Here is a 26,123-nt window from a genome sequence, read left to right as displayed (position 1 = left end):
TTTCGGAACTGGGGAGCGCAACACATGTCACTATCGTCCAAGGCTGCCATGGGTCTGGTGGCCGCGTCCGCGGGTGCGTTCGTCGCCGCCGGTGCCGGCACCGCACAGGCGGACGATGGCCTCTACGGCTCATTGGCGATTTCGGTCTCGTCGCGCGGCGACGCGACCCTCGGATGGGCGTACAACTACTCGAACTGGACGGATTCGGACCGTGCCGCGGTGCAGCAGTGCGGACTGTCCAGCTGCCATGTCATCGTGCAATTCGCCAATGCGTGCGCGGCCGTGGCCCGCAATGGCGATGATCATCTGGGCTGGGCCTGGGCGCCGACACGGGCCGAGGCCGAGCAGCAGGCGATCGCGAACGCCGGGCCGACCGCACCGCCGCCGCTGCTGAACTTCGGCAGTTCGGTGCCGCGCGAACCGCGCATCGTCGATTCGCAGTGCACCGCGAACGCGAGCTGACGGAAGAACCGAGCGCGCTCTCGACGCGATCGGCGTCGAGAGCGCACCTGGTTGTGGCCGCGCCGAGGGATCAGCGGCGCAGCACCTTTCGGGCAATGATATTGCCCAGGAACTGAATCCCCTGCACGCCGACGATAATGATCAGTGTCGCGACCAGGGTGACCTGCCAGTCGAAGCGCTGGTATCCGTAGACCAGCGCGAAATCACCGAGCCCGCCGCCGCCGACCGTGCCCGCCATGGCGGACATGTCGACGATGGCGATCACCACGAAGGTGTAGCCGAGCACCAAGGGCCCCAACGCTTCCGGGATCAGCAGTGTCAGAATGATCCGCAGCGGCCCGGCGCCGACCGCCCTGGCCGCCTCGATGACGCCCGGATCCACCGTGACCAGATTCTGCTCCACGATCCGAGCGATACCGAAGGATGCCGCCACGATCATGACGAAGGCAGCGGCCTCCGTACCGATCGTCGTCCCGACCACTTCTAGGGTGACCGGACCGAGCGCCGCCAGCAGAATGACGAACGGAATCGGCCGGACCACATTCACCAACACATTGAGCAGCACATTGATCGGCGCATTCGCCAGCAGCCCGCCCTTGCGGGTGGTGTAGAGGGCGGTGCCGAGGAACAGCCCGATCAATCCGCCGACCACGAACGTGAGCAGCACCAGATAGATGGTGGTGCCGATGGCCTCGGTCAGTACCGGCCGGAGTTTGTCCCAATCCGTATGCACGAGTTACCCCTTCAGCCGACGCAGATCGTTTCGAGCGACCTGCGAGCAGTCGCTAGCGGCGATCGAGCTCTTCGACCACCGTGTCCACATCGTCATCCGAACCGTGCAATGCCAGCGTCACGCTGCCGAACGTCTTGTCCTGCAACGTACTTACCCCGCCGTACACCACCTCGAACTCGACACCCGCATGCGCGGCGGCGGCCAGTGCCGCACCGATCCCATGCTTGTCATCGATATCCACGGTGACCAACCGTCCGCCGTGCAGCTCACCGAGTCGCCGCAGTTCTTCGGCGTCGGGCCGATTGTGGAGCACGGTCTCGACGAACGACTGTGTCGGCGCCGCCTGCGGGGTAGCGAAAACCTCGAAGGTGCTGGCCAATTCGACAATCTTGCCCTCCGCGAGCACCGCAACCCGATCGGCCACCGCGCGGATCACATCCATCTCGTGGGTGATCACCACAATGGTGACACCGAGTTCGCGATTGATCTTCTTCAGCAGCCGCAGCACCTCACCGGTGGTCTCCGGATCCAGCGCCGAGGTCGATTCATCGGCGAGCAGCAGTGACGGTGAGGTCGCCAGTGCCCGCGCGATGCCGACCCGCTGCTTCTGACCGCCCGACAGCTGATCCGGATAGCTGCGGGCCTTGTCGGTGAGCCCGACGAACTCCAGCAACTCCTTCACCCGTGCCTTGCGCTCGGCGCGCTTCCAGCCCGCGACCTTGAGCGGATACTCGATATTGCCTGCGGCCGTGCGCGATCGGAACAGGTTGAACTGCTGGAACACCATGCCGATATCCCGGCGGATGCGGCGCACCTCGGCCTCCCGCACACCTGTGACGGGCGTGCCGGCGACCTCGATGGTGCCGGTGGTCGGCTTCTCCAATGCATTGATCAGCCGGACCAGCGTGCTCTTGCCCGCGCCGGAATAGCCGATCACACCGAAGATCTCGCCCTGTTCGATGCGCAGGTCGATATCGTCGAGCGCGACCTGCTGATCAGCGCCCTTGCCGAAAACCTTCGTGACCGACCGGAATTCGACCGCAGGGACCGTTTGCTCGCTCACTTGCCGTCTTTGATGGTCTGCTGCACCCTGGCCAGGATCTGCTCCAACTCGGGACCGCTGCGCTTTACTTCGACCGCCGTGTTTTTGGTGACCTCGGCGTGCGCCTGCTGCACCTCCGGATCGTGCCAGAGCTGGGCCACTTTCTGGTAGAGCTCGTTGTTCTTGTCCTCGGCCCTGGACACCACGACATTGATGTACGGCTCGGCCGCCGGATTCTTCGGATCATCCTTGTAGAGAGCCGAATTCGGGTCGATGCCGGAACGATCGAGGAAGGTGTTGTTGATGATCGATCCGTCGACCGAGGCCAGCGAGAGCGCGGTCTGCGCCGCATCGACCGGGGTCACCTTGACCTTGGACGCACCCTTATCGATATCGGCGGGGGTCGGCGCCTTGCTGTCACCGGAGAGCTTCAGCAAACCGGCAGCTTGCAGGACGAACAGCGCTCGCGCCTGATTGGTCGGATCGTTCGGGATCGCGATCTCGGCGGCCTGTGGCAGATCCGCGAGCGACTTGTGCTTCTTGGAGTAGAGCCCGAGCGGCACGATATAGGTCGAGGCGATCGGCGTCAGGGTGTCGTTATTGGCCACGTTGTAGGCGCCGAGAAACTGCAGATGCTGGAACAGATTGAGATCGATCTGCTTTTGCGACAGTGCGAGATTCGGCTGCTTGTAGTCGGAGAAGTTGGTGATCCGCAGGTTGATCCCCTGTGCCTTCGCCTTCTCCTCGAATACGTCCCAGGCGTGGTCCTTGTCGGTGGTGCCGATGCGCACTACGTTGTCGGCGGAAGCCTTGTTGTCGCCGCACGCCGTCAGGGTGAGGGCCGCGGTGGCTACCAGGACCGGGATCGCCAGTACCCGATGGAATTTCACTCGTGCTCCCGAATGCTTGTCGCAATATGAACCCGATAATCCAAGCGATGCGCCAAGGGGGCGGACAACGGTTTGGATTGTGCTGAGCGAAACCCTGGCAACTAATTGGACGAGCGTCTAGGTTGCCTGCAATGCGACTGCTGCGCCGTGTTCTGGTGATTCCCCTGCTTCTTGCCCTGGCCGCCGGCGGGGTCGCGTGTGGTCGGGAGCACCATGGCGATGTCGTGCGCATCGGCGTGAACGACATCTCGCTGCCGCATTGGGATGTCTACAAGAAGAAGGCTGCCGAGCAGGGCATCGCCGTGGAATTCGTCAATTTCACCGACTACAACCAGCCGAATCCCGCACTGGCACAACGTCGGATCGATCTCAACAAGTTCCAGCACGTGCGGTACCTGGCGAACTACAACGTCCGCAACAACGACACCCTGGTGCCGATCGGCGCGACCGAGATCTACCCGCTCACGCTGTATTCGCGCAAGCACAAGTCGGTGGCGGAGATCCCGAAGGGCGGCCAGATCACCCTGAGCAATAACCCGGCCAATCAGGTTCGCCCGCTGCTCGGCTTGGCCGCCGCCGGACTGATCGTGCTGAAGGGCGGTGCGAGTTGGGATTCGAAGATCGAGGATGTGGACACCGACGCATCGCGGGTGACGCTGAAGACCATCGATCCGACCTTGACCGCGCAATCTCTGGAGAGTGTCGATGCAGCGTTCGTCGACGACACCTTCGCTCGTCCCGCGGGTCTCACCAAGAACGAGACCATCTTCACCGACGACCCGGAACGCCCGGAACTAAAGCAGTACATCAATATTTTCGCGGCGCGGGCCGAAGATAGGGACAACCCGAAACTGCTTGCGCTGGTGAAGCTTTACCACGATCCCGAGGTCGAGGCCGCCATCCGTGCGGAGGCCGGATTCCAGGGCATCTTCAAGACGAATGATGCGGCAGATCTGCAGGCCGCACTGGCCGAGCTGGAGACCGAATTCCGCAAGTGAGTGGCGCTCACTCCGGAGTGCGTTCGGTGCTTGCCGCGGCGAGGACCCGTGCCGCCTCGCGAGTGGCATCGGTATTGGGTTGCAGGGCACGGGAACCGGCGAGTTTCGTGCGCAGGTGTTCGGCGACGGTGATCGGGGCGTATTTACTTCCCTCGCCGAGGCAGGAGGGGAGTGTTTCGATGACGGCGTCCGGATTGCCGTCGTGGAAAAAGGCTGCGCTGCGGCGTCTTTGGATGGTGCCGTCGGCGATCGGCGGCATGACGCGGTGCAGGGTGGAGAGCCAGCGTTCGTTGGTCCAGCGCGCCATCACGTCGCCGAGATTGACCAGCAGGGCGTTGTCGGCGGGTTGTACATCGTGCCAACGGTTATCGGCGCCGACGACCTGGAGACCGGGGACCTGGTCCGCCCACAAGACGGTGACGATGCCGTAGTCGGTGTGTTCGCCCATACCGGTGAGTTCGTCGTCGAGATCCACGGTGCCCGGCGGCAGCGCGTAGTTGTTCATCCGCAGGACGTCGAGGGAGTGGTCGGTGAACCTGGTGAAGTAGCCCGGCGCCAGTTCGAGGGCGTCGGCGAAGATGGTGGTGAGGGTTCGCGCGATCCGCGCGGCGTGTGCGAAATAGGTCTCCACGGGTGCGCGGAAGCCGGGAACCTCTGTCGGCCAGAGATTTTCGGCGTAGTCGCGCGCGGACAACTCGACCTCCGGATAGGCGGCCGCGGGGATGCCCACATTGAATGCCTCGAAGTAATCGTTCATGCGGGTAGCGGATGCGACGCCGAGGCTCAGGCTGAGGCTCTCGCTCTTGGGCGGTGAGTAGCCGCGATTGATTTCGGGCGGGGTGCGATAGCCCTGTTTGGTCGCCGGTTCGAGGTCGAAGAAGCTGTCGAGTGCGGCCGCGAAGTCGTCGAGCACCGGTTGTGGGATGGCGTGGCCGGTGATCTGCATAAAGCCGACGGTGCTCGCGGCGGCGTCGATTGCGCGGGCAACGGCCCGGCGTTCGGCCGGGGCGCCATCGCCGATATAAGACGAGATATCGATGACCGGCACTCGGAATTCCACGGCAGTGTCCTTCCCACGACAACATCTTGATGATAGGCGACAGCAATCAGAATTTGCTGATCTGGTCATCGCGCATCCGTCCTGATTCCGCTGGTGCGATTCACCAGCGCGGGCGGCCCGCAGCGGCGATGATTTCCGGGTGGACGACATCACGTATCGGGACACCCGGCTCGCGCTGCACGCGGTGGGGGAGTTGTTGATCGCGGGCCCACAATATCGGCGCTTCGGGACCATCCGGCTACGGGTGGTGCACGGTGGTTTCGGCGGTGCGCAGTGGCCGGTCTCTGTGGTCGGCACCGATCTGGTGTGGCCGGAGGGCCGGGCCGCGCTCGCGGGCACCTTCGACAAGGTCGCCGCCGCCGCGGGCTTTGAACCGGAGGCACCGGCGAACGTCTACGCCGATACCACCGGAGTCGACCCCGGTGACCAACTCGCTGTCGATCCGGAGGCGGCGGCGCTCATCGCGGACTGGTTCACGCTCGGGGATTCGACGCTGCGCTGCACTGCACCCGATGCCATTCCGGTGCTGTGGCCAGAGCATTTCGATCTGTCCAGCACCCTCAATGAGGTCAATTACGGTGTGTCACCGGGTGATTCGGCGCATCCGGGTCCGTACGCCTATGTCGGCCCATGGACGCCGCGCACCGGCGAATTCTGGAATGCCTCGTTCGGCGCGCTGCGCTCGCGCGAGGAGGTGAACAACGCCGCCGCCCTCCTCGATTTCTTCGAAGAAGGCAAAGCGCGAGCCGCCGAGTCCTGACGATCACCTGGCAAATGAGTGCAGGTAGGCACTGGTGGTTTGATCGGCAGGAAAGTAGGACTCGATGGCGATCTCATCGAGCGTCACATCGAAGGCCGCGCCGAACCGCATGATCGTATTGAACAGCGACAGCTGCGTGCCGCGGTGGTCGAGATGGATGAGCAGCGCGACCTCGGACGGATCCACCTGCGGAAAAACGCCTTCCGATGCGAACACCCTCAATTCCGCATGGAGCGCGACCAATTCGGGATCTCCGGACAGCGCCGCCTGCCGCGCGAGCCGAGGCAGCAGGAACCCGCGCACCTGATCGATATTTCGCACGCGCGGCGCGAACCCCTTGGGATGCAGACCGATTCGCATCATGTTGATCGGCGGCTCCAACAGCTCCGCGGCCACACCCTCGAAGAACACCTCCGCCGCCGTGTTCGCGAACAACAGATTCCACCGTTGATCGATGGCCAGCGCGGGAAACGGTTCGTGGGCATCGAGTACGCGCCGGACCGCGGCGCGCGCCTGCGCAAGATCCGGATCGTCGAGTGTGCGATGCCGGTACGTCGGGGCGTATCCGGCCGCGACCAGCAGCCGATTGCGTTCGCGCAACGGGATGCCCAGATGTTCGGCGAACCGCTCGACCATCCCTGGGCTGGGAATGGTGCGTCCGGTCTCCACGAAACTCACATGCCGCGTCGAGATGCCCGACTGCACGGACAATTCGAGCTGGCTCAGTCTGCGCCGCAGCCGCCACTCGCGCAGCAGCGCCCCGACGGGGCGTTCGCTATCCACCCGGTCAGTATCACCACACCACGCGGGCAGCCGCCATTACATGCCTGGTAATCGACAGGCTTACCGTGCGATTGCGACGGTTACCGCCATGACGAACAACCTGGCAACCCGCAATAGGGATCTTTTACTGCACGGCCTCGCCGAGTTCAGTGCGGGCAATATCGAGGTACTGCGAGACCTGTTGCACGAGAACTTCATCGAGCACAGTCCGGGCAATCCGTCCGGCCGCGACGCCTTCATCGAGTTCATCGCGAACGCGCCGGTGGCCGCCGCCCGACTGGAAATCAAACGGGTTATCACCGATGACGAATATGCCGTCGTGCACTACCACATGATCGCGCCCGACGATGCCCGCGGCGTGGCGGTGGTGGATATCTGGCGGCTGGTCGACGGCGTTGTCACCGAGCACTGGGATGTCGTACAACCGGTGCCCGACGCCGACCAGCTTCCGCACGGCATGTTCTGATCCGGGTTAGCGGGCGCCCCGCCCCTCACCGGCCAGTCGGCCGCGGCGGATCAGCGCCCGCTTCGTGCCCGGCGGCACCGCGGAGCAGGGCGTCGTCCGTGGAATCCAGTTCGAGCTCATTCGGATTCGGACGGACGAACAGTGTCACCGATGCCGCGGGAGGAACCCATTGCGCGTCATCAGCGTCGCAGAGGCGGTATTGCGCTCCTCGACATCGGTGACCATGCGCCGCGCGCGAACAGCGCCTCCCTCGAATACCTCGTAACCCAGATCGAGCACCTGGCGTAGATGGCCGAGGCCCATCGGGACGAACGCTACGGCGGGTCCATGTCGCAAGTTTGCCAGGAGTGTGCGGGTAGATGGCTATGCGCCCTTGCGGGCGGCCGCCTTCTTCGCGGTCTTCTTGGCGGGCTTGGCGGTGGTCTTCTTCGCCGCAGATTTGGTGGCCGCAGACTTGGTCGCCTTCTTCGCCGGTGCCGCCTTGGCCTTGGGCTCGGCGGCTGCCTTGCCGGAACTCTCCGCGGTCCGCCGCCCACTGGCCTCCAGACTGCGTTGCAGGGCGGCCACCAGGTCGACGACCTCGGCGTCCATCGCGGCGGGCGCCTCTTCGGGCTGACTGACCACCTTCCCGGTGCCGCTGGCGATGGCCTCGTCGAGCACCTTCTGCAGCTCGATCTGGTACTCGTCGGTGTACTGCTCGGGATCGAAATCGTCGGACATGGTCTCGACCAGCGTCTCGGCCATCTTGATCTCCTGCGGCTTCGGCTCGGCGACACCGTCCAGAGATTCGAAATCGACGGCACGGACCTCATCGGGCCATAGCAGCGTCTGCAGTACCAGTACGCCGTCGCGCACCCGCAATGCCGAGAGCCGCGTCTTCTGCCGGAGCGTGAAATGTACGAGCGCGGTCCGATCGATGCGCTCCAGCGTGGTCGCCAGCAGCACGTAGGCCTTGGGTGTGTTCGAGTCGGGTTCGAGGTAGTAGCTCTTCTCGAACAGGATCGGGTCGATCTGATCGTTGGGTACGAACTGCAGCACCGGAATCTCGTGCTTCTCGGCGGCGGGCAGTTTCGAGAAGTCCTCGTCGGTCAGGATGACCTTGTCTCCCTCAGGGGATTCATATGCCTTATCGATATCGGCGTACTGCACGGACTTGCCGCAGACCGTGCAGACGCGGTCGTATTTGATCCGGCCACCGTCCTTGGCATGCACCTGGTGGAACCGAATGTCGTGGTCCTCGGTGGCCGTGTACACCTTGACAGGGACGTTTACCAGCCCGAACGCAATCGAGCCCTTCCAGATAGCTCGTGCCATTACCCCATCATGGACGAACCAATTCGAATAGGCGAGCGAATCGGAATCCCGAGTGTCGCGGTCGCGACGCGCCGACGCAGCGGTGCGGGCAGGGTGGCGTAGAGGGTGCGCATGGCGGCGACAGTGCCGCCGAGATCGGTGCGGCCCGACAGATAGGCCCGTTGCAGTTCCGGTGGCAGGGTGAAGAAGGCATCGAAGAAGACGGGAAGGTCGGCGGGCGGCAACGCGAGCAGCGCGCGCAGACCCGCCGACCGCAACGCGTGTACCGCTCGTGCCTGGGCAGGCCATGCCGACACATCGCGGGCGACAGTGTCGGCGGCGGCGAGCGAGGCAGTGACGCTGTAACCCGTTGCGGGATGGGTGAATGCGCCCGCTGCGCCGAATCGTCGCTGTCCGGGGTGGCCGCCCTGCACCGGGAAACGCACGCGCTCGATCGGTTCGGTGCCGGTGAGTTCGATTCCGCGCGAGCGCAACCGGTGGTGCAGGCGGTCGCGCAGCACCGCGGTATCGAGGGCGGGGCGCCCGGCGAGACAGGTCTCCTCCAGCAACATCGTCTCCGCGCTGAGCGGCACCGCGTACAGAAACGACCGTGGCGCATCGGGTTTCGCGCCGTTGTCCGTGCGCCAGTCCATGAACAGGGGTTCGATGTCGGCGTCGCGTCGCACAACCACGCCGTACGCGGTTTGTTCGGCGAGCTCGGGAGAGCGGGCAATTCCTCGTGCGTCGATAACACGATTTGCGCTGAATATTGTTTCCGAAGCCAAAGTCACTGTGTTGTGCCGAATTTCGACAACCCGATCGGTAACTATTTGTGCACCGTCGAGATTCAGCGAATCCCGCAACCGTGCGGAGTCGAAGACGACATAGGTTCGTTCGAGTCGATGCGACCTCGTACCCCAGGCCGTCGGATGCTCCAAGGTAGTGGCGAGGACCGACGGATCCAGCCATCCCGGCAGTTCGTCGTACCACCCCGCATACGTTGCCGACCAGCGACGATCCGGCACCGGATCGATTGCGGTGACCGACATTCCGTGCGCGAGACAGCGGTGTGTGAGTGCGCGACCGGCGGGGCCGAGGCCGCAGACGATGAGGTCGGTGGTCATCACTGTTCCCATGCGGAACGCGGATGTCGGTGTGGCACAGCGAGTTCGGTGGTGTGCAGGGCGAGCCCCTTCGTGGTCGGCGTGGTTCGTCGGTCGTGCGGAGCTTACTGTCGGGTGGTCGAGTCACCGTTGCGCTGTGATAGTTCACGGATATCGACGGTGACATTCTTCATAATGCGATCATGTCAGATCTCGCTTTTCCAGCAACGATGTGACTCACCAGTAGCACCGTGCTGTCATCTGGCTGGTCACATTGTCCGGTGCGCCGTATGCTCGGCGTTGTCGAACGGATTGCCCAGGGTCGGGCAATCCGGATCCGATTGCCGAAATCAATGTTGATTTCGGAACCTTCTGTTCTCGCGATCGCGTGGAACGGAATTCCCGCATCATCTGCCCGCGGCCATTGTCGTGCCAGCCGGGGAGTTCCTGCTGCCCGTCTCTGTCGAAAGGACCGCTACGGTGAATTCTTCCCGATTACGCGCCCTGGGAGCCGCCCTTCCGGTCGGCGAATACACCACTTCGGAAGTACTGAGTCGGATGACGAGCGGCGGCGAGTTCGACGTCGAGCGAATTACCGGCATCGGTCATCGCTATATGGTTGACCGCACCAGCGAGGACACCCTCACCCTCGGCGCGCGGGCCGCGCAGGACGCGCTGGCGAAGTCCGGATTGGACGCCGCCGACCTGGATATCATCATCTGTGGCGGCACCACCGTGCACGACGGATTCCATATGGTCTTCGAACCGTCGGCATCCCAGGAGATCGCCCGGCGCATCGGCGCGGTCAATGCCTCCGGTTATGACGTGGCGAATGCCTGCGGCGGCACCATGACCGGAATCTATCTGCTGGACAATCTGATTCGCGCGGGTGCGGTGCGCAATGGCATGGTCGTCACGCCCGAGGTGATCTCGCCGGTGACCGAGGGGGCACTCGCCGAGGCCATCGATGCGCGCGATCCGCAGTTCGCCGCACTCACTCTCGCGGATGCCGCGGTCGCGGTCATTCTGGACCCCGCGGTGGACGAAGAAGACGTGCTGCACTACGTCGATCTGACGACCTGCGCCGAGTACTCGCCATTGTGTATTGCCAAACCGAGCGATGCCAGCGAGAACATGATCATGTTGACCGACAATCTCACCATGCAAGCCGCGCCGCGCCGGGAAACATGGGCGAAATTCCATAGCGATATCCTCGCAAAGCGCGGCACCACATTCGCCGACGAGAAGTTCGACTTCATCGTGTTCCACCAGCTCGGCGTCGGATTCACCGAGAAGCTCGCCGAATCCGGCAGCAAGATTCACGGCACCGAGATGCCGCCGCGGTTGGCGACCGTCGAAAAGTATGGCAACACCGGGGCGAGTACGCATTTCTTGGTGCTGCACGACTATATTTCCCGAGGCGAGATCCCGAAGGGGACCAAAATCTGTTTCGTGCCGACGGCCTCCGGAATGGTCTTCGGTGTCCTTTCGGCAACTATCAGCGCATTGGTGGGATGAAATGACGTTCATTATTCGGCGGTCCGCCGTCAGCGCCGACCCCACCCTGGGTTCCATCGACCACGCCGTGCGGGCGGCCGGGGAGTGCCTTTCGGGGGCGGGCGTCGAACCGAACGATATCGACGTGCTGATCAATGTCGGCGTCTACCGCGACAGCAATATCGTCGAACCGTCCAATGCCGCTCTGATCCAGAAGGAACTGGGGATGCACCTGGACTACCAGGTCGGCTCGTCGCGGGCGGGTTTCTCGCTCGATCTGCGCAATGGGGCCTGCGGCGTGCTCAACGCATTGCAGGCCGCGGGTGCGCTGCTGGAGAACGGCACGGTCGAGCGGGTGCTGATCGTCGGCAGCGACGCACACCCCGGCGGCATCGGACACGCACCGGCCGACTTCCGCTACGCAGCGGTCGGTGCCGCATTGCTGGTGACCAAGGGGATCGATGAGGGCACCGGCTTCGATCGCGTGCACATCCCGGCACCGCTGCCGCGCGCGGCCGGCACCCATCCAGGTGTCGCCGGGTACCTCGATCTGAAGGCGATGGGTAACGACGGACAGCGCTCGATCACCGTCGATGTCGCCGACGACTACGCCGAACTGGTCAGCGGCGCAGCGTTTGCCGCGGTCCGCCCGTACCTGGCCGAACGGCCGGAGGGGCAGCGCGTGCTGGTCACCAATAACCCGGTGCCCGACTTCGCGGCCACCCTGGCGAGCGAATTCGGTTTCGCCCGAGCGCATCAGGCCGCGACCGGCGACCTGGACGCGGGCAGCTCGGGTTTGATCATCGGCTACCACCAGTTGCTCGGGGCCGGTGAACTGTCGGCCGGCGACGAATTGCTCCTGGTCGCCGCGGGATCCGGTCCGATCGCCGGCTGCGTGAGCTACACCGTTCCCGCCGGCGGTGCGGGGTGAGTCAGGAGCCCGCAGATCTGAGCGCGCTGCTGGCGCACCAGATCCGGCAGCGCGCCGACCTGCCCGCCATCAGCTATCCGACCGTCGCGCATCCCGAACGTGCCGGGCGCGCAGCGGATCTCGGATTCGCGGTGCTGACCTTCGCCGAACTCGGCGCGCGGGTCGAGGCCTATGCCGCGGCCTTCGAACGGATCGGAATCAGCAAGGGCGTCAAGACCATTGTCATGGTCAAACCCGATCCTGATCTGTTCGCGGTGATCTTCGCGCTGTTCCGGGTCGGTGCGGTGCCGGTGGTGGTGGATCCGGGTATGGGTGTGCGCCGCATGCTGCATTGCTTCCGCAGTGTCGGTGCGGAGGCGTTCATCGGCATACCGCTGGCGCATCTGGTGCGACTGGCGGCGCGGCGCACCTTCCGTTCGGTGCGGGTGCATGTGTCGGTTGGACGCTCGTTCTGGGGTGGGCACACCTTGCTCGCCATGCGACAAACGCCTGGTGCGGCTGCACCCGAAATCACCCATGCGCCCGACGATCTGCTGATGATCGCCTTCACCACCGGCAGTACCGGACCGGCCAAGGGGGTGGAGTTCACCCGGGCCGGATTCGCCGCCTCACTGCGGGTGATCGAGCAGTTGCACGGCCGCCCAACGGGTTTCGTCTCGCTCACCTCGGTACCGCTGTTCGGCATCTTCGATCTGCTGCAGGGTGCGCATGTGGTGCTCGGGCCGGTCGATCCGGTGCGGGTGTCCAAGGCCGATCCGGCACTGCTCACCGATGTGGTCCAGAGTTTCCAGGCCACCGATGTCACCGCATCCCCCGCCCTGCTCGGTCCGCTCGGCGAATATCTGACAAGAACCGGGATTACGCTGCCGAGTCTGGTTCGGATCATCTCGATGGGCGCGCCCGCGAACCTCGATGCGCTGGTGGGGGTTAGGGCCGCTCTCGGTGAGTCCGCGCGCGTCTTCACCACCTACGGTGCGACCGAGGCATTGCCGCTGACCACCCTCGAATGGTCCGAACTCGACGAAACCCGCAAGCAGACCGCCGAGGGCGCGGGCACCTGCGTCGGCCGCCCGATCGCGGAATCCGACAGCGATACAAGAGTACGGATCATTGCCGTCTCCGATGACGAAATCCCCACCTGGCGCGACGACCTCGTGCTGCCACCGGGGGAGATCGGCGAAATCGTCGCCGCCGGTGCGCAAGTCAGCACCGCTTATCACCGCAACCCGGCCGCCGATGCCCGCAACAAGATCGACGAAACCCGCCCGGACGGCACGGTGCGCCGTTGGCATCGCGTCGGTGATCTGGCCTGGCAGGACGAGTCCGGTCGGCTGTGGTTCTGTGGCCGCACGGCGCAGCGGGTCCGCACCGCGGCCGGTGACCTGTTCACTGTGCAGTGCGAGCAGATCTTCAACACCCACCCGGATGTGCACCGCACCGCGCTCGTCGGTGTCGGTGAGCCGGGGGCACAGATCCCGGTGCTGTGCTTCGAACTGCGGTCCGGGGTGGCGGAATCCGAGATTCCACGGGTTCAGCGGGAACTGTGGTCCATCGCGCGCGGGCGCGAATTCACCAGGTCCATCAAGGTATTCCGCGCCCATCCCGGGTTCCCGGTCGACATCAGGCACAACGCCAAGATCGGGCGCGAGGAATTGGCCGTATGGGCCGGAAAGGGTATGACGCCATGAAGGCTTTGGTCACCGGGGCAACCGGATTCCTCGGCAGCCATATCGTCGACGCCGCCGTGGCGGCCGGTGATGAGCTACGTGCCATCGTCCGGCCGTCGAGCGATCTCGGCTACCTGTCGATGGTGCCCGAACTCGAAACGGTGGCAGGCGATCTCGGCGACTACGAATCGCTGGTCACCGCGTGTAAGGGCGTCGATGTGGTCTATCACAGCGCTGGACTGGTCGCCGAGGTCGGCAGCCGGGCGCAGTTCTGGGAGGCCAATGTCGAGGGCACCCGGCGGCTGATGAAGGCTGCACAGGAGGCCGGTGTCGGCCGATTCGTCTTCGTCAGCAGCCCCTCGGTGGCGACCTCCTATGACACCGACCGCTTCGGCATCGACGAGTCCGAGCCGTACGTGACCGCTCCGAAGAGCCTGTACGTGGAGACCAAGGCCGCCGCCGAACAGCTCGTCCTGGCCGGCAACACCCCGGATTTCGTGACCTGTGCGCTGCGACCGCGAATGATCTGGGGACCGCGTTCCTCGGGTTGGATGACGCTGCTGCTGCGAAAGTTGAAGTCCGGCAAGCTGCCCGACCTCTCCGGCGGCAAGAACGTCATGGTGTCGATCACATACTGCGAGCATGCCGCGCAGGCTTGTCTGCAGGCGGCGCGCTCGGATCAGGTCGCGGGCAATGCCTACTTCCTCGCCGATCCCGAGGATGTCGATCTGTGGAAGTTCGTCGAGGACCTCGCCGTCGCTCTGGACCTGACGCCGCCCACCCGGACCATTCCCAAACCGGTATTCGACGCCGCCATCGCGGTTTTCGACACCATATGGCGAGTGCCGGCGATCAAGGAGCGCTACGCGCCGCCGCTGTCCAGTTGGACCACCGCGGCATTGACTGTTTCCAGTACCTACGACACCAGCGCGGCCACCCGGGATTTCGGCTACGCGCCGGCGGTCTCGCTGGCCGACGGACTGGCGGCCTACGTCGACTGGGTCGGACAGCTCGGCGGCGTCGACGCCGTCATCGCTCGCGGATGACCAACCGACCCCTCGATCGAGTGCGCGAAAGTCGATCCACGCCTAGGAGACTCGCATGATGACCACCCGGCTCGCCACCCGCCCGACCGGCACGAATGCGGTGCCGACCGCACCGGGGGCCCTGCCCCTCATCGGCCATTCACACCGCCTCGCGCGCAGGCCGTACCGCTTCCTGCAGACGCTGTCGGACCTCGGACCCGTGGTGCGGGTGAAGATTCCGGGTTACGACACCTACGTCGTCACCGAACCGGACCTGATCCGCGAAGCCTTCGTCGGCCTGTCCGATCAGGGTTCCATGATCGATCGCGCGGAGGCGCTGCTCGGCGCTGGGGTCACCGTGCTGTCGGGCCCCCAGCACAAGCGGGAACGCCGAATGATCGCTCCGGCCTTCGCTCGCGGCCGCATTGCGCAGTACGCCACCGTGATGACGCGTCTGGGCGCGGAACAGGCCGATGCCTGGCGTGACGGTCAAATGGTGGTCGTCGATACCGAGATGCACGACCTGGCGCTACGCACCGTCGCGGGGGCGCTGTTCAGCGGCGACCTCGGCGCGGAGACCGGCGCGGAAATCCACGAGATGCTCACACCGGTCATGACGCTGCTCGCCCGCCGCGTCACCCGCCCGGCCTGGATCGACAAGCTGCCACTGCCCAGCAATCGCCGCTTCGAAGGGCTTGTGGCCGGTATGAAGTCGGCGACCAGCAAGATCATCGCCGCTTACCGTGCGGACCTGGCCGCCGACCCGAACCTGGATCATGGCGACTTGCTGGACACCCTGATCAAGGCCCGTGATGAGGACGGTGTCGCGCTCACCGATGCCCAGGTGCACGACGAGCTGATCAACTTCCTGGTCGGCGGCACCGAGGCAACCGGGATGACGCTGTCCTGGGTATTCCACGAGCTGGGCCGAAATCCCGAGCTGGAGGCCGCTTTCCACGCCGAGATCGATGCGGTGCTGGGTGGTCGCCCGGCCGAATTCGCCGATCTCGGTCGGCTCGATCTGACCAAGCGGATCGTCACCGAGACCCTGCGCATGTACTCGCCGTGGCTGACCGTCCGCGATGTGCCCGCGAACTATGAACTCGGCGGCAAGGCATTGCCGAAGGGTGCCATGTTGCTGGTGTGTCCTGTTGCGGTGCACCGGGATCCGGCCATCTTCCCGAATCCCGATGAATTCGACCCGGACCGCTGGCTGCCTGCGGCAATGGAGTCCCGGCCCAAGGGCGCGTACCTGCCGTTCGGTATGGGCACCCGGCAGTGTCCGGGAAATGTGTTCTCGCTCACCGAGGTTGCCCTGCAGGTTGCTACGATCGGCGGGCGCTGGTGCCTGCGCCCGATGCCCGGTATCGCGGTGCAAGAGACGGTGATCGGCGCCCTGGTGCACCCGAAGTATCTGCCGATGCGAGTGGTGGCCAGGCAGGTGCAAACCGGGCACGTCGCGGATTCGTCAGGGAGCGAACGCGGGGCGGCTTAACGAGTGATGAGGGTGTGGCGGTGTTCGAACTGACCAAGCTGACCATTTCGAGCGACGTGCAAGCAGTCGCTACGCGGCGCGCAAAATGGATTCTCGGCGTCTTCGCCGGTCTCGCGCTGATAATGGCGATGCTCAGCTCGACGTTGTTCGACAAAGTGCAGGGCGGTGGCTACAGCGATCCCGGCGGCGAATCCAGCCGGGCCACCGAGATTTTGCGCGATGCCTTCGGTCAGGCGCCGCCGAACTTCGTGCTGCTGGTGCACAGCGACACCTCGGTCGACGATCCCGAATCGGCAACGGCCGCAGTGAAATTGGCGCTGAAGCTGAAGGATGAGCCGGGTGTTGCGGGTGTCATGTCGTACTGGATGGACAAGTCGCCTGCGCTGCGCAGCGCCGACGGCAAGTCGGGGCTGATAGTGGCGAGCATTCTCGGCGAGGAGGGTGCGGTCGACCAGAAGATCGGCGGTCTGGCGGACCGCTACGGCGGCAAGCACGGGCCGGTGCAGGTGCGCGTCGGCGGTTACGCGATGTTGTTGCACGAGACGGTGCAGCAGAGCGAGAAGGACGCCGTACTCGGCGAATCCATCGCGTTCCCGATCACGCTGATCGCCCTGCTGTTCGTATTCGGCGGTCTGGTCGCGGCCAGCCTGCCGCTGGTCGTCGCAGCGGTGACCGTGATGATCACCATGGGCGCTCTGTGGCTGATCGCCCTGGTCACCGATCTCGCCGCGACCGCGACCAATGTCGCCACTCTGCTCGGCCTCGGCCTGGCGATCGACTACAGCCTGCTGATCATCAGCCGCTACCGCGACGAATTGGCCGCAGGCGCCGCGACCGGTCCGGCCGTCGCCGCGACCATGCGCTCGGCCGGACGCACCGTGGCCTTCTCGGCGGTCACCGTTGCGGTCGCGCTGTCGGGCCTGTTGTTCTTCCCACTGCTCGCGGTGCGGTCCATGGGTTATGCGGGTCTGGCCGTTGCCGCGATCGCCGCGACGGTTTCGCTGACGGTGCTGCCCGCGATTCTGCTGCTGCTCGGCAGTCGCATCGATCGCGGTCAACTCGGCTGGTTCTTCCGTCCGCAGCGTCCGGCGCCCGGTGAGGGGTTCTGGCATCGGCTCGCGGTATTCGTGATGCGGAAGCCGGTGCCGATCGGTCTGGCGGTCGCGGCCTTCCTGCTGCTGCTCGGGACCCCGTTCCTCGGTGTGAAACTCGGCTTCCCCGACGAGCGGGCATTGCCGGAGTCGATGAACAACCGGCAGATCACCGAGACCATCCAGCGTGAGTTCGCCGCCACCGACACCAACGGACTGTTCGTCGTACTTCCAGACAGCAAGTCCGACCTGGATGCCTACGCCAGGAAGCTCTCCGAAGTCGACAATGTCCGTCGCGTCGACACCGCCACCGGCAGCTACGCCCACGGCGGGCAGCTCGCCCCGGCCATGGCACAGCACGCGCGCTTCGAAACCAAGGACGCCGCATACCTTTCGGTGACACCGGACACCAGCGATCCGGCACTGCTGGATCGGGTGGCCAAGAAGTTGCGCGCAGTGCCCGCACCCGCACAGCGGTTGGTCGGCGGTATCGCGGCCGCGAGCGCCGATTCCCTCGATGCGGTGACCTCGGCGCTGCCCCTGGCGCTGGCCTACGTTGTGATCATCATGCTGGTCGTGCTGTTTCTGCTGACCGGCAGCGTGGTGCTGCCGCTGGTCGCAATCGTGCTCAGCGCCCTGAGCCTCACCGCGACTTTCGGCGCGCTGGTCTGGATCTTCCAGGACGGGCACCTGTCCGGCCTGCTCGATTTCACCGTGACCGGCGATCTGCCGCCGACCGTGCCGGTCATGCTGTTCGGTGTGGCCTTCGGTCTGGCCATGGATTACCAGGTATTCCTGCTGTCCCGGATTCTCGAAGAGTACGAACGCACCGGCAAGAACGAATCGGCCGTTGCCCATGGCCTGGAAAAGATCGGCCGGATCGTCACCGCCGCAGCGGTCCTGATCTCCTTGGTGTTCCTGGGATTCCTGGCCTCGGACATCACCTTCATGAAGTCCTTCGGCATCGGCCTGCCGCTGGCGGTACTGGTTGATGCGACTTTGATCCGCGGCTTCCTGCTGCCCGCGGTGATGAAACTGCTCGGCGACTGGAACTGGTGGGCACCCGGCCCGCTCGAAAAGCTGCACGAGCGTTTCGGATTCGACGAAGGACCGTCCGCCCCGCCCCTGCCGCACCGGGACGATCTGCGCCAGCCCGCCAGCGTGTAGATAGTCCGATGGCCGTGCGGATTCGCCGCACGGCCATCGATCCTATTGGGACGGTTGAGGTTCCGCCGCTGGTCAGCGGATTGCCTCGGACGTATCAGATTCCGCCGGTCGACAGCAATCCACCATCGACGCGGATAGTCTCACCGGTGATCCACTTGGCTTCGTCCGACACCAGGAATCTGATCAGCTGCGCGACATCCTCCGGCGCGCCGAGCCGCTTCATCGGGTACACGCTCGCGGCCCGCTCCTCATCCGCCGAGTACAGCGCATCGGCGAACTTCGTCTTGATCACGCCCGGCGCCACCGCGTTCACCCGGATATTCGGGCCCAGCTGCCAGGCCAGTTCGTCGGTGAGCCGGATCAGCGCGGCCTTGGACGCGCCGTACGCCGCGATCACGCCCGTCGAACGCAGGCCGGCGACACTGGCCACATTCACCACCGCACCGCCGTGATCGCGCATCCACGCCTTGTATGCCTCCTGCACGTAGCCGAGTGCGGCGACGACATTGACGTCGAAGATCTTGCGCACCGCCTCCAGATCGGCATCCATGAGCGAGCCGTAGACCGGATTGATACCGGTGTTGTTGATCAGGATGTCCAATGAGCCGAATTCCGAGACCACGCGCCCCACCGCGGCGGCCCGGCTGTCCGGATCACCCGAATTGCCCGCCAGCGCGCTGACCTCGCCTCGATAACCGAGCGCCCGCAGCTCGGTGGCCGCCTCCTCGAGCGGTTCCGGCTTGCGGGCGGTGATCAGCACATTGGCACCGCGACGCAGCAACTCCGCCGCAACCGCCTTCCCGATGCCCCGGCTGGCTCCGGAAACGAGTGCGCTCTTGCCCAACAGATCGGTCGTCATGTGATGGCACGCTACCGCTGTTGAAATCCGCCGAGTGGACCCGGTCGGTTTTGCGCGATCTCGACCCGGAAAGACTGTTCCCACCGGCGGGGACCCGGTGGTCAGGGCATGGCGCCTAGCTGCGATTAAGCTGCCGAAACAGGTATCGGCGGAAGGTGGGATATGGCTGCTGTCGACACATCGCTGCCGTCGCGCCCGGATGCACCTATCCTCAACGCCTTCATCAGCCATTTCGAGGTGGTGCTGACGAAGTTGGTGAAGGGGGTGGGCGATGGCTCGGCGAAGTCGATTACGGTCGAGGGGCTGGATGGCCTTGGGGAGTCGCAGCTGAAGTCTGGCGATCTCGTCACGAAGTACGACGCCCAGCAAAGTGACGCTACGAAATACCGGGACGATTTGAACTCGTTGGATACGAAGATCGTCGGTATCGCGGGTATGGCGCAGAAATCGGCCGATCTGGCGAATACGATCTACACCGAAGTCGAGAGTCTGGTGGGCACGGTCAAGGGGATCATCGCCAGTGTGCCGCAGAACCCCAACATCGGGTTGCAGTTGAGTGCAATAGGCAGCATCGACAAGGCTGTCACCACAACGGCGGAGCACGTGTCGGAAGCGCACGCCGAGATGGATGAACTTCGCGGTGGTGTGGACGACCCGGCGGCCCCCGCGGGGAACAACTACAGCCCGACGTCAGCGGGCGGCGGGGGCGGCGGCGGCAACTACTCCGGCTCCAAGAGCCCGTACACCGAGCCGGTCACCGCTACGACGGGTGGTGGCGGGGAGAACAAGCTCAGTGAGGACCAGGTCAGATACTACATCGGGAAGGCGCTGGACGCTCTGGGCATCACCGACCCCGCCGCCCGCGCGAGGTGGACCGAGGGGTACATGACCCTTATCGAGCGAGAATCGGGATTCAGGGCAGGTGCCATCAACAACTGGGACTCCAATGCCGCCGCCGGACACGCTTCGCAAGGCCTGACCCAGACGATTCCCGGCACGTTTTCGTCCTATCACGTGGCCGGAACGTCGTCGAATATCACCGATCCGACAGCCAATATCGCAGCCAGCATGAACTATGTGATGCACCGCTACGACGTAAGTGCGGATGGCTCCAATCTGGCGGCGAACGTCGATCAGGCCAATCCTCGCGCGGCTGCGAAGGGCTACTGAGGCGCTGGCATCCGCACCCAGCCAGCTACGCGGCCCCCACGACATCGCAGGGCGGTACTTGCGGCCCTGCGGAGAGTTAGCGCGGTCACACCTGGATCGGGGGTGTCGGAAGCACCTCTGGAGCCAGGTAAAATCGGTGGTTCTTGTGCGTGTTCGCGTCGCACAATCGAGCAAGCAACCGATCAGCACCACGTACCCGTAGGAGAAGCCTGTGATCACCGCGACGGACCTGGAGGTCCGGGCCGGAGTCCGCACCCTGCTGTCGGCCCCCGGACCTGCGCTGCGGGTGCAGGCCGGCGACCGGATCGGACTGGTCGGACGCAATGGCGCGGGCAAGACGACCACGCTGCGCATTCTGGCGGGCGAAGGTGAGCCCTACGCCGGAAAGATTTTGCGCTCCAGCGATATCGGGTATCTCCCGCAGGATCCGCGCGAGGGCAATCTGGACGTGCTCGCCCGCGATCGCGTGCTCTCCGCCCGCGGCCTGGACACCCTGCTGCGCGATATGGAGAAGCAGCAGGCGCTGATGGCCGAGGTGGTCGATGACGCCGAACGCGAGAAGGCGGTGCGCAAATACGGTCGGTTGGAGGAACGCTTCTCGGCGCTCGGCGGCTATGTGGCCGAGAGCGAAGCGGCGCGCATCTGCAATAGCCTCGGCCTGCCCGATCGGGTACTCGGCCAGGCGCTGCGCACGCTCTCCGGTGGTCAGCGACGCCGAATCGAGTTGGCGCGCATCCTGTTCGCCGCCTCCGACGGCAGCGGCGGGCGCTCGGACACCATCCTGCTGCTCGACGAGCCGACCAACCACCTCGACGCCGACTCCATCACCTGGCTGCGCGGCTTCCTGCAGAACCACGACGGCGGCCTGATCGTGATCAGCCACGATGTCGAACTGCTCGGCGATGTGGTGAACAAGGTCTGGTTCCTGGACGCGGTGCGCGGTGAGGCCGACGTCTACAACATGGGCTGGCAGAAATATTTGGACGCGCGTGCCACCGATGAACAGCGCCGCCGCCGCGAACGTGCCAATGCCGAGAAGAAGGCCAGCGCCCTGCGCGCCCAAGCCGCCAAACTCGGCGCCAAGGCCACGAAAGCCACTGCGGCACAGAATATGGCCAAGCGAGCGGACCGCTTGATGGCTGAACTCGACGAGGTGCGGGTGGCCGACAAGGTCGCGCGGATCAAATTCCCCGAACCCGCCACCTGCGGCAAGACCCCGCTGATGGCCGAGAACCTGACCAAGGTCTACGGCTCGCTGGAAATCTTTACCGGCGTCGATCTGGCCATCGACCGCGGCAGCCGCGTCGTAGTGCTCGGTCTCAACGGCGCGGGCAAGACCACGCTGCTGCGCCTGCTCGCCGGGGTGGAGACGCCGACGGCGGGCGGTCTCGTGCCCGGTCACGGGCTCAAGGTCGGTTACTTCGCCCAGGAGCACGACACCCTCGACGATCAGGCCACAGTGTGGGAGAACATCCGCCATGCCGCGCCGGATGCGGGGGAGCAGGAGCTGCGCGGACTGCTCGGTGCGTTCATGTTCTCCGGACCGCAGCTGGAGCAGCCCGCAGGCACCCTCTCCGGCGGTGAGAAGACCCGTCTCGCGCTGGCAGGGCTGGTCTCCTCGGCGGCCAATGTGCTGCTGCTGGACGAGCCGACCAATAACCTCGACCCGATCTCGCGTGAGCAGGTCCTCGACGCGCTGCGCACCTACGCGGGCGCGGTCGTCCTGGTCACCCACGACCCGGGCGCTGCCGAGGCGCTGTCGCCGGAGCGGGTGATCTTGCTGCCGGACGGCCAGGAAGACCACTGGTCGGCAGAATATTTGGAGCTGATTCAGCTGGCCTGATCGGGGTGATCTTGGCGGAGTTTCGTTGTGGGCGGTAGGTTTTCACTCTCTCGAATTCGGCCTCCGGTGATATTCATCACAAAGACCCGTTGATCACAGCTTCCCGAGTGTCTAGCCTGGAATGACGCGGCTCGGCGACTCGGAGGAAGCCATGAGCGACAGGCCCACACAAGTCAAGGCCACACTGGGTAAGGGCACACGCGTCACGGGGAAATCACGCGACCGTTTGCAAACCCAGCTGAAGAAGCAGTACGAGGCGGGAGCCAGCATCCGATCGCTGGCCCGGTCGACCGGCCGCTCCTACGGTTTCGTCCACAACGTGCTGGTGGAGTCGCACGTGCAACTCCGCAGTCGCGGCGGTGCGAACCGCCGCAAGAGCCAGTAGCGTTCCTGGATCTGAATCCCGGTGTCGGCGAATGGATTTCGCCGACACCGAGCGAGACCGTGCGTGCTAATAGCCCGGCACCGCGCCGTCGCCGTTGACCAGCAGGTTGGCGAGGCTGCGGAACATCGGCAGGCCCGTCTTGATCTCCAGATACGCGAACTGGCCCTGTGGGTTGACCTCGAGGAAGTAGTACTCGCCGTCGAGGCCGAGGCGTAGATCCAGCACGCCGAAGCTCAGGCCGAGTGCGCCCATCAGCGTGGCCAGCGACTTGCTGACCGAGGCGGGCAGATGCTCCGGTACGAAGTCGACCGTGGTGTCCAGCCGGGAATCCACCCGGCCGACGCCGGACTGCGAGTCGATGCGCACCGCCCATTCGACGCCGTCCATCCACACCACACGCAGATCGCACTGTGCCTCGACGTAGTCCTGGAAGGTGGTCGGCGCGGAGCGGATGCCCGCGAGGCGGCCGAAGTCGGCCTTGGCAATTATTCGGGTTTCGGCGAATTCGGCTCGTCCGGTGCCGGTTCGCTTGTAAACAACCGAGCCCGAACGTGATTCGACGAAGCTTCGCGCTTCGTCCGGATCATTGGTGATGAGCGTTTCCGGGATGACGAAACCGGCTCGCCGTGCGGTCTCCAACTGCACGATTTTGCGGCTCGCGGTGCGATCGGCGCCGGGATCGTTGACCCAGTACGCCGGAATCGACCACAGCAGGCCCTGGATGAAGCCGTCGCATTCGGCTTGGCGATAGGCGTCGTCCGAGGCGCGCACGCCAGCCGGAACCTGTGCGGGATGCGGTCTGCGCCACCAGACCGAGCGGACGTCGTCGAGTCCGATCACATGCGACAGCGATCGCGCAGTACCGTGCCGATCGAGCCGGAAACTTCCGGATTCGCGCGGGAAGTCGCGCAGATCGAGCTGAATCGGGCTGAGCCCGTGGTGTTCTCGCAACGTCGCCGCCATCGCGGTGCCGTGCAGATCATCGGATTCGGAGACGATGAGGACCGAACCTGTCCGGCGCGCCGCCATGCGCAGTCCTGTTCAGTCGAGGCTGTCGCAGTTTATGCCGTCGTCGCTTGTCGCGAGCGATTTGGTTTGGCAGTAGGTGAAGGTCGCTCCGCTGGTGCCCGGGCATTCGGCGAGCTGCAGGCTGTCGGCCCAAGATGCGGTGAGTTGTTGCAGCGCTTCATCTCCCAGTGCCGCGGAGGGTTCCTCGGCCAGCGTCATCGGCCGGTCGACGAGGTCGATGCGCAGGCGGCGGGTGAAATCGGCGGTGGCGCCGGGGCGGATATCCATCAGTACCGGACGGCCGTCACGCTCGGTGGTCGCGCTGTCGGTCCAGTCGAGGACCCGAAGTACATCGTCGCGGCGGAAGGTCCAGGTTCCTTCGGTCACTCTGACCGTGAAATCTCGTTCCGACTCGGCCACCAGCAGTCCCTGCAACGCGGGGACGCGGTCACCCGCCGGCCCGGTACCGGGGAGGTGGATTGCGTCGGTCATAGTGAGCGCTCCGATCTGCTCGCGATTTGCCAGGACCCCCGAGCGGGAACTGGATCATATCGCGCAAGGGGTCTCGCACGGTCCGGATCGCGAGATTTGACCGCCGCTGGCAAACCAGATTTCGGCTCGGGATGCGCTAGCGCCGAAAGATTTTCGGTATCGGCCCGAACGGGCTCCGGCAATCGTTGAGCTACTTCCGAACGGTTCCGTGCGGTCGATATTGCCCGGGATTGGCGGCCGTGCATCCGTTGGCGCGGATCTGCCCGCCGCGGTTCAGAGTCCGAGCAGATCCGGTTGTTCGGCGAGGGCGCGCAAGCGTTCGCCGGGATCGGCGACCAGTTTGCGTGCGGTGAGATCCATGATGCCGAGTACCACCTCGACCTCTGCTGCGACAGTACCGTCGAGCTTGCGCATCTCCTGGTGGATTCGGAAGATCTTCCCGCCGTCCCACTGGAATTCGCAGGTGACCGCGACCTCGTCGCCGCCGCGCAGTTCGCGCCGATACTTGATGTTGGTTTCCAGCACGACCGGGCCGATGCCGCCGGAGATCAGCTTCTCGCCGCCGATTCCGGCCGCCTGCAGCAGTTCCCAGCGGGCGTGCTCGGCGTACTGCAGATACACAGCCTGATTCAGATGGCCGAGGGTATGCTTTCACAAATTCCGGTTCGCGTTGCGCTCGGCCCACCATTCGGGCGACTCGACGAACCAGTTGTCGTATTCCTCCTGCGATGCCGCCAGTTCTTCGAAGGTGGCCTCGCCCTTGACCAGCCGGTCGAGCAGGCGGAAGTAGCCGAAGCGCTCCACCGCGGGCATCAGGGCGATCAGGATCCGCGCGGAGCTGTCCGGGGCGGCACCGAAGGCGTGCGGCATGCGCTTGGGGACGACGATCGACCCGCCCGCTCCGACGGTGACGATCTTGTCCCCGGCCAGTACCTGCAGTTCGCCGTCGGCGACGTAGAACAGCTCGTCCGACTTGGTGTGGTAGTGCGGTGCCGCGCCGTCTGCGCCCTTGTCCATATTGACCTCCAGGTGGCTGACCGCGCCGCCCGCTTCGTTCGAGTCGATGAGCAGGCGCATGGTGACCGAGGGGGTCACCAGGGTCTCGGCATCCTGCGGCTGGCGGATGGCGAAAGGGCGGTCGGCAGTGGCGTTCATGACGGTCTCCAAGTGGTTCGCTGAAATATAATTCGCTAGCGAACTATATCCCAGCGAATAGAATGTTGTCCATGGCTGAGACGCGACAACTGATTTCGCAGGCACATGGGTAACTCGCCGGGTACGCCCAGAACCCCGCCAGGCACTCAACCGTCGGCCCGCAACGACACTGTCGCGGCAGGTACGACTGGCAAAAGGCTCGGGCAGGCGGGACAGGATCCGGTGGATGCGATCGTCGAGCAGTGGCGGCGGGAGCGGCCGGACCTCGAGCTGGAGGCGATGGGCGTGATCGGGCGGCTGGGTCGGCTGCTCGTGGTCGCGCAGCGGGATATCGAGGCGGTCTTCATCTCGCATGGGCTGCAGCGCGGCGAGTTCGATGTGCTTGCCGCACTGCGTCGTTCGGGCGAGCCGTTCGAATTGAACCCGTCGGTGCTCGCCGACACGCTGATGCTGTCGCGCGCCGGAATGACCGGGCGGCTCGACCGTCTGGAGTCGGCGGGGTTGGTCCGGCGCAGCGCGGATGCGGAGGATCGCCGCGCCATCAGAGTGGTGCTCACCGAGGCGGGCCGCGCACTGATCGACAAAGTCGTCACCGCGCATACCGAGAACGAAACCAGGATGTTGTCGGTGCTTTCGGCGAAGGATCGCCGCGACCTGGATCGGATCGCCCGGGTACTGCTCGGCAGCCTCGAGGGCGGCGCGAAATAGGGTAGTTCGCTACTCGGGTGCTGGGCCGGTCATGCATTCA

The 26,123-nt window shown here is 64.9% G+C and carries 27 protein-coding genes; 14 read left to right on the top strand and 13 right to left on the bottom strand.

The genetic code is table 11. The annotated features are described in order from the left end of the window. Nucleotides 1-24 precede the first annotated feature (24 nt). Complete coding sequence (locus tag OIE68_RS14265; RefSeq protein WP_327099855.1) at nt 25-462, top strand: DUF4189 domain-containing protein; 438 nt, start codon at nt 25-27, stop codon at nt 460-462. A gap of 70 nt (nt 463-532) precedes the next feature. Here the strand turns inward: OIE68_RS14265 and OIE68_RS14260 are convergent, their stop codons facing one another. From OIE68_RS14260 to OIE68_RS14250, 3 genes are read right to left on the bottom strand one after another with little or no spacing between them, the layout of a single operon-like run. Next, nucleotides 533-1,195: a methionine ABC transporter permease gene (locus tag OIE68_RS14260; RefSeq protein ID WP_327099854.1), complete on the bottom strand. Its 663-nt coding sequence runs from the start codon at nt 1,193-1,195 to the stop codon at nt 533-535. 52 nt (nt 1,196-1,247) lie between these two features. Next, entirely contained in the window at nt 1,248-2,258 is a 1,011-nt protein-coding gene (locus OIE68_RS14255; protein ID WP_327099853.1) for a methionine ABC transporter ATP-binding protein, read from the bottom strand. After that, nucleotides 2,255-3,127, bottom strand: coding sequence for a MetQ/NlpA family ABC transporter substrate-binding protein (locus OIE68_RS14250; protein WP_419150703.1), 873 nt, complete (start codon nt 3,125-3,127; stop codon nt 2,255-2,257). The genes OIE68_RS14255 and OIE68_RS14250 overlap by 4 nt, the downstream gene beginning before the upstream one ends. Nucleotides 3,128-3,258: 131 nt before the next feature. Between OIE68_RS14250 and OIE68_RS14245 the strand changes: the two genes are divergently transcribed. Continuing rightward, entirely contained in the window at nt 3,259-4,125 is an 867-nt protein-coding gene (locus OIE68_RS14245; RefSeq protein ID WP_327099852.1) for a MetQ/NlpA family ABC transporter substrate-binding protein, read from the top strand. 7 nt (nt 4,126-4,132) lie between these two features. Here OIE68_RS14245 and OIE68_RS14240 read toward each other — a convergent pair whose 3' ends face one another. Further along, complete coding sequence (locus OIE68_RS14240) at nt 4,133-5,185, bottom strand: isopenicillin N synthase family dioxygenase (protein ID WP_327099851.1); 1,053 nt, start codon at nt 5,183-5,185, stop codon at nt 4,133-4,135. Nucleotides 5,186-5,324: 139 nt separating this feature from the next. On the opposite strand from OIE68_RS14240, the gene OIE68_RS14235 reads away from it, so the two are divergent. Beyond that, the gene (locus OIE68_RS14235) at nt 5,325-5,945 is read left to right on the top strand and encodes a hypothetical protein (RefSeq protein WP_327099850.1); all 621 of its coding nucleotides are present in this window, start codon (nt 5,325-5,327) and stop codon (nt 5,943-5,945) included. A gap of 3 nt (nt 5,946-5,948) precedes the next feature. Here OIE68_RS14235 and OIE68_RS14230 read toward each other — a convergent pair whose 3' ends face one another. Continuing rightward, nucleotides 5,949-6,728: a helix-turn-helix domain-containing protein gene (locus OIE68_RS14230; RefSeq protein ID WP_327099849.1), complete on the bottom strand. Its 780-nt coding sequence runs from the start codon at nt 6,726-6,728 to the stop codon at nt 5,949-5,951. 88 nt (nt 6,729-6,816) lie between these two features. On the opposite strand from OIE68_RS14230, the gene OIE68_RS14225 reads away from it, so the two are divergent. Next, on the top strand, nt 6,817-7,194 hold the full coding sequence (locus OIE68_RS14225; RefSeq protein ID WP_327099848.1) for a nuclear transport factor 2 family protein: 378 nt from the start codon (nt 6,817-6,819) through the stop codon (nt 7,192-7,194). Nucleotides 7,195-7,338: 144 nt separating this feature from the next. Here the strand turns inward: OIE68_RS14225 and OIE68_RS14220 are convergent, their stop codons facing one another. Genes OIE68_RS14220 through OIE68_RS14210 form a run of 3 tightly spaced genes read right to left on the bottom strand, consistent with a single transcriptional unit; the run spans nt 7,339 to nt 9,611 of the window. After that, entirely contained in the window at nt 7,339-7,497 is a 159-nt protein-coding gene (locus OIE68_RS14220) for a hypothetical protein (protein ID WP_327099847.1), read from the bottom strand. Between the two features lie 60 nt (nt 7,498-7,557). Beyond that, nucleotides 7,558-8,508, bottom strand: coding sequence for a Ku protein (locus OIE68_RS14215; protein WP_327099846.1), 951 nt, complete (start codon nt 8,506-8,508; stop codon nt 7,558-7,560). Further along, a complete protein-coding gene (locus OIE68_RS14210; RefSeq protein WP_327099845.1) occupies nt 8,508-9,611 on the bottom strand; it encodes a lycopene cyclase family protein in 1,104 nt (367 codons plus the stop codon). The genes OIE68_RS14215 and OIE68_RS14210 overlap by 1 nt, the downstream gene beginning before the upstream one ends. 459 nt (nt 9,612-10,070) lie before the next feature. Between OIE68_RS14210 and OIE68_RS14205 the strand changes: the two genes are divergently transcribed. Genes OIE68_RS14205 through OIE68_RS14180 form a run of 6 tightly spaced genes read left to right on the top strand, consistent with a single transcriptional unit; the run spans nt 10,071 to nt 18,463 of the window. Continuing rightward, nucleotides 10,071-11,108, top strand: a complete 1,038-nt coding sequence (locus OIE68_RS14205; protein WP_327099844.1) for a 3-oxoacyl-ACP synthase III family protein — start codon at nt 10,071-10,073, stop codon at nt 11,106-11,108. Between the two features lies 1 nt (nt 11,109). Then, nucleotides 11,110-12,018 carry a hypothetical protein gene (locus OIE68_RS14200; RefSeq protein ID WP_327099843.1) on the top strand — a complete coding sequence of 303 codons (909 nt, stop codon included), beginning with the start codon at nt 11,110-11,112 and terminating at the stop codon, nt 12,016-12,018. Next, a complete protein-coding gene (locus tag OIE68_RS14195) occupies nt 12,015-13,706 on the top strand; it encodes a fatty acid CoA ligase family protein (RefSeq protein WP_327099842.1) in 1,692 nt (563 codons plus the stop codon). Before OIE68_RS14200 ends, OIE68_RS14195 begins: the two co-directional genes overlap by 4 nt. Next, on the top strand, nt 13,679-14,731 hold the full coding sequence (locus OIE68_RS14190; protein WP_327099841.1) for an NAD-dependent epimerase/dehydratase family protein: 1,053 nt from the start codon (nt 13,679-13,681) through the stop codon (nt 14,729-14,731). Before OIE68_RS14195 ends, OIE68_RS14190 begins: the two co-directional genes overlap by 28 nt. Before the next feature lie 55 nt (nt 14,732-14,786). Further along, a complete protein-coding gene (locus OIE68_RS14185) occupies nt 14,787-16,205 on the top strand; it encodes a cytochrome P450 (protein ID WP_327099840.1) in 1,419 nt (472 codons plus the stop codon). 20 nt (nt 16,206-16,225) lie between these two features. Continuing rightward, a complete protein-coding gene (locus OIE68_RS14180) occupies nt 16,226-18,463 on the top strand; it encodes an MMPL family transporter (protein ID WP_327099839.1) in 2,238 nt (745 codons plus the stop codon). Nucleotides 18,464-18,557: 94 nt separating this feature from the next. Here OIE68_RS14180 and OIE68_RS14175 read toward each other — a convergent pair whose 3' ends face one another. Beyond that, on the bottom strand, nt 18,558-19,322 hold the full coding sequence (locus OIE68_RS14175) for an SDR family oxidoreductase (RefSeq protein WP_327099838.1): 765 nt from the start codon (nt 19,320-19,322) through the stop codon (nt 18,558-18,560). Between the two features lie 162 nt (nt 19,323-19,484). Between OIE68_RS14175 and OIE68_RS14170 the strand changes: the two genes are divergently transcribed. The 3 genes from OIE68_RS14170 (at nt 19,485) to OIE68_RS14160 (ending at nt 22,720) form a co-directional block, all read left to right on the top strand. Then, complete coding sequence (locus OIE68_RS14170; RefSeq protein ID WP_327099837.1) at nt 19,485-20,492, top strand: transglycosylase SLT domain-containing protein; 1,008 nt, start codon at nt 19,485-19,487, stop codon at nt 20,490-20,492. Between the two features lie 211 nt (nt 20,493-20,703). Continuing rightward, a complete protein-coding gene (locus OIE68_RS14165; RefSeq protein ID WP_040691953.1) occupies nt 20,704-22,335 on the top strand; it encodes an ABC-F family ATP-binding cassette domain-containing protein in 1,632 nt (543 codons plus the stop codon). A 151-nt stretch (nt 22,336-22,486) separates the two neighbouring features. Beyond that, nucleotides 22,487-22,720, top strand: a complete 234-nt coding sequence (locus OIE68_RS14160) for a helix-turn-helix domain-containing protein (RefSeq protein WP_040692003.1) — start codon at nt 22,487-22,489, stop codon at nt 22,718-22,720. 66 nt (nt 22,721-22,786) lie between these two features. Here OIE68_RS14160 and OIE68_RS14155 read toward each other — a convergent pair whose 3' ends face one another. The 4 genes from OIE68_RS14155 to OIE68_RS14140 form a co-directional block, all read right to left on the bottom strand. Further along, on the bottom strand, nt 22,787-23,749 hold the full coding sequence (locus tag OIE68_RS14155; protein ID WP_327099836.1) for a hypothetical protein: 963 nt from the start codon (nt 23,747-23,749) through the stop codon (nt 22,787-22,789). A gap of 12 nt (nt 23,750-23,761) precedes the next feature. After that, entirely contained in the window at nt 23,762-24,220 is a 459-nt protein-coding gene (locus OIE68_RS14150; RefSeq protein WP_327099835.1) for a hypothetical protein, read from the bottom strand. A gap of 273 nt (nt 24,221-24,493) precedes the next feature. Beyond that, nucleotides 24,494-24,853, bottom strand: coding sequence for an acyl-CoA thioesterase (locus tag OIE68_RS14145; RefSeq protein ID WP_327101668.1), 360 nt, complete (start codon nt 24,851-24,853; stop codon nt 24,494-24,496). Between the two features lie 18 nt (nt 24,854-24,871). Beyond that, nucleotides 24,872-25,297, bottom strand: coding sequence for a cupin domain-containing protein (locus OIE68_RS14140; protein WP_327101667.1), 426 nt, complete (start codon nt 25,295-25,297; stop codon nt 24,872-24,874). A 300-nt stretch (nt 25,298-25,597) separates the two neighbouring features. Between OIE68_RS14140 and OIE68_RS14135 the strand changes: the two genes are divergently transcribed. Next, on the top strand, nt 25,598-26,083 hold the full coding sequence (locus tag OIE68_RS14135) for a MarR family transcriptional regulator (protein ID WP_327099834.1): 486 nt from the start codon (nt 25,598-25,600) through the stop codon (nt 26,081-26,083). The last annotated feature ends 40 nt before the right edge of the window (nt 26,084-26,123 follow it).

This window comes from Nocardia vinacea (assembly GCF_035920345.1).
In the GTDB taxonomy this organism is placed as follows: Bacteria; Actinomycetota; Actinomycetes; order Mycobacteriales; family Mycobacteriaceae; genus Nocardia; species Nocardia vinacea_A.
Note: the sequence above shows the minus strand (reverse complement) of the source record. Positions and strands in the feature narration are given on the sequence as shown.

Bases quoted from the DNA above. Each gene is read 5' to 3' on its own strand.
- OIE68_RS14265 (WP_327099855.1), top strand. From the start codon at position 25: ATGTCACTATCGTCCAAGGCTGCCATGGGTCTGGTGGCCGCGTCCGCG.
- OIE68_RS14245 (WP_327099852.1), top strand. From the start codon at position 3,259: ATGCGACTGCTGCGCCGTGTTCTGGTGATTCCCCTGCTTCTTGCCCTG.
- OIE68_RS14225 (WP_327099848.1), top strand. From the start codon at position 6,817: ATGACGAACAACCTGGCAACCCGCAATAGGGATCTTTTACTGCACGGC.
- OIE68_RS14220 (WP_327099847.1), bottom strand. From the start codon at position 7,497: ATGGGCCTCGGCCATCTACGCCAGGTGCTCGATCTGGGTTACGAGGTA.
- OIE68_RS14215 (WP_327099846.1), bottom strand. From the start codon at position 8,508: ATGGCACGAGCTATCTGGAAGGGCTCGATTGCGTTCGGGCTGGTAAAC.
- OIE68_RS14210 (WP_327099845.1), bottom strand. From the start codon at position 9,611: ATGACCACCGACCTCATCGTCTGCGGCCTCGGCCCCGCCGGTCGCGCA.
- OIE68_RS14200 (WP_327099843.1), top strand. From the start codon at position 11,110: ATGACGTTCATTATTCGGCGGTCCGCCGTCAGCGCCGACCCCACCCTG.
- OIE68_RS14190 (WP_327099841.1), top strand. From the start codon at position 13,679: ATGGGCCGGAAAGGGTATGACGCCATGAAGGCTTTGGTCACCGGGGCA.
- OIE68_RS14185 (WP_327099840.1), top strand. From the start codon at position 14,787: ATGATGACCACCCGGCTCGCCACCCGCCCGACCGGCACGAATGCGGTG.
- OIE68_RS14175 (WP_327099838.1), bottom strand. From the start codon at position 19,322: ATGACGACCGATCTGTTGGGCAAGAGCGCACTCGTTTCCGGAGCCAGC.
- OIE68_RS14170 (WP_327099837.1), top strand. From the start codon at position 19,485: ATGGCTGCTGTCGACACATCGCTGCCGTCGCGCCCGGATGCACCTATC.
- OIE68_RS14160 (WP_040692003.1), top strand. From the start codon at position 22,487: ATGAGCGACAGGCCCACACAAGTCAAGGCCACACTGGGTAAGGGCACA.
- OIE68_RS14155 (WP_327099836.1), bottom strand. From the start codon at position 23,749: ATGGCGGCGCGCCGGACAGGTTCGGTCCTCATCGTCTCCGAATCCGAT.
- OIE68_RS14150 (WP_327099835.1), bottom strand. From the start codon at position 24,220: ATGACCGACGCAATCCACCTCCCCGGTACCGGGCCGGCGGGTGACCGC.
- OIE68_RS14140 (WP_327101667.1), bottom strand. From the start codon at position 25,297: ATGCGCCTGCTCATCGACTCGAACGAAGCGGGCGGCGCGGTCAGCCAC.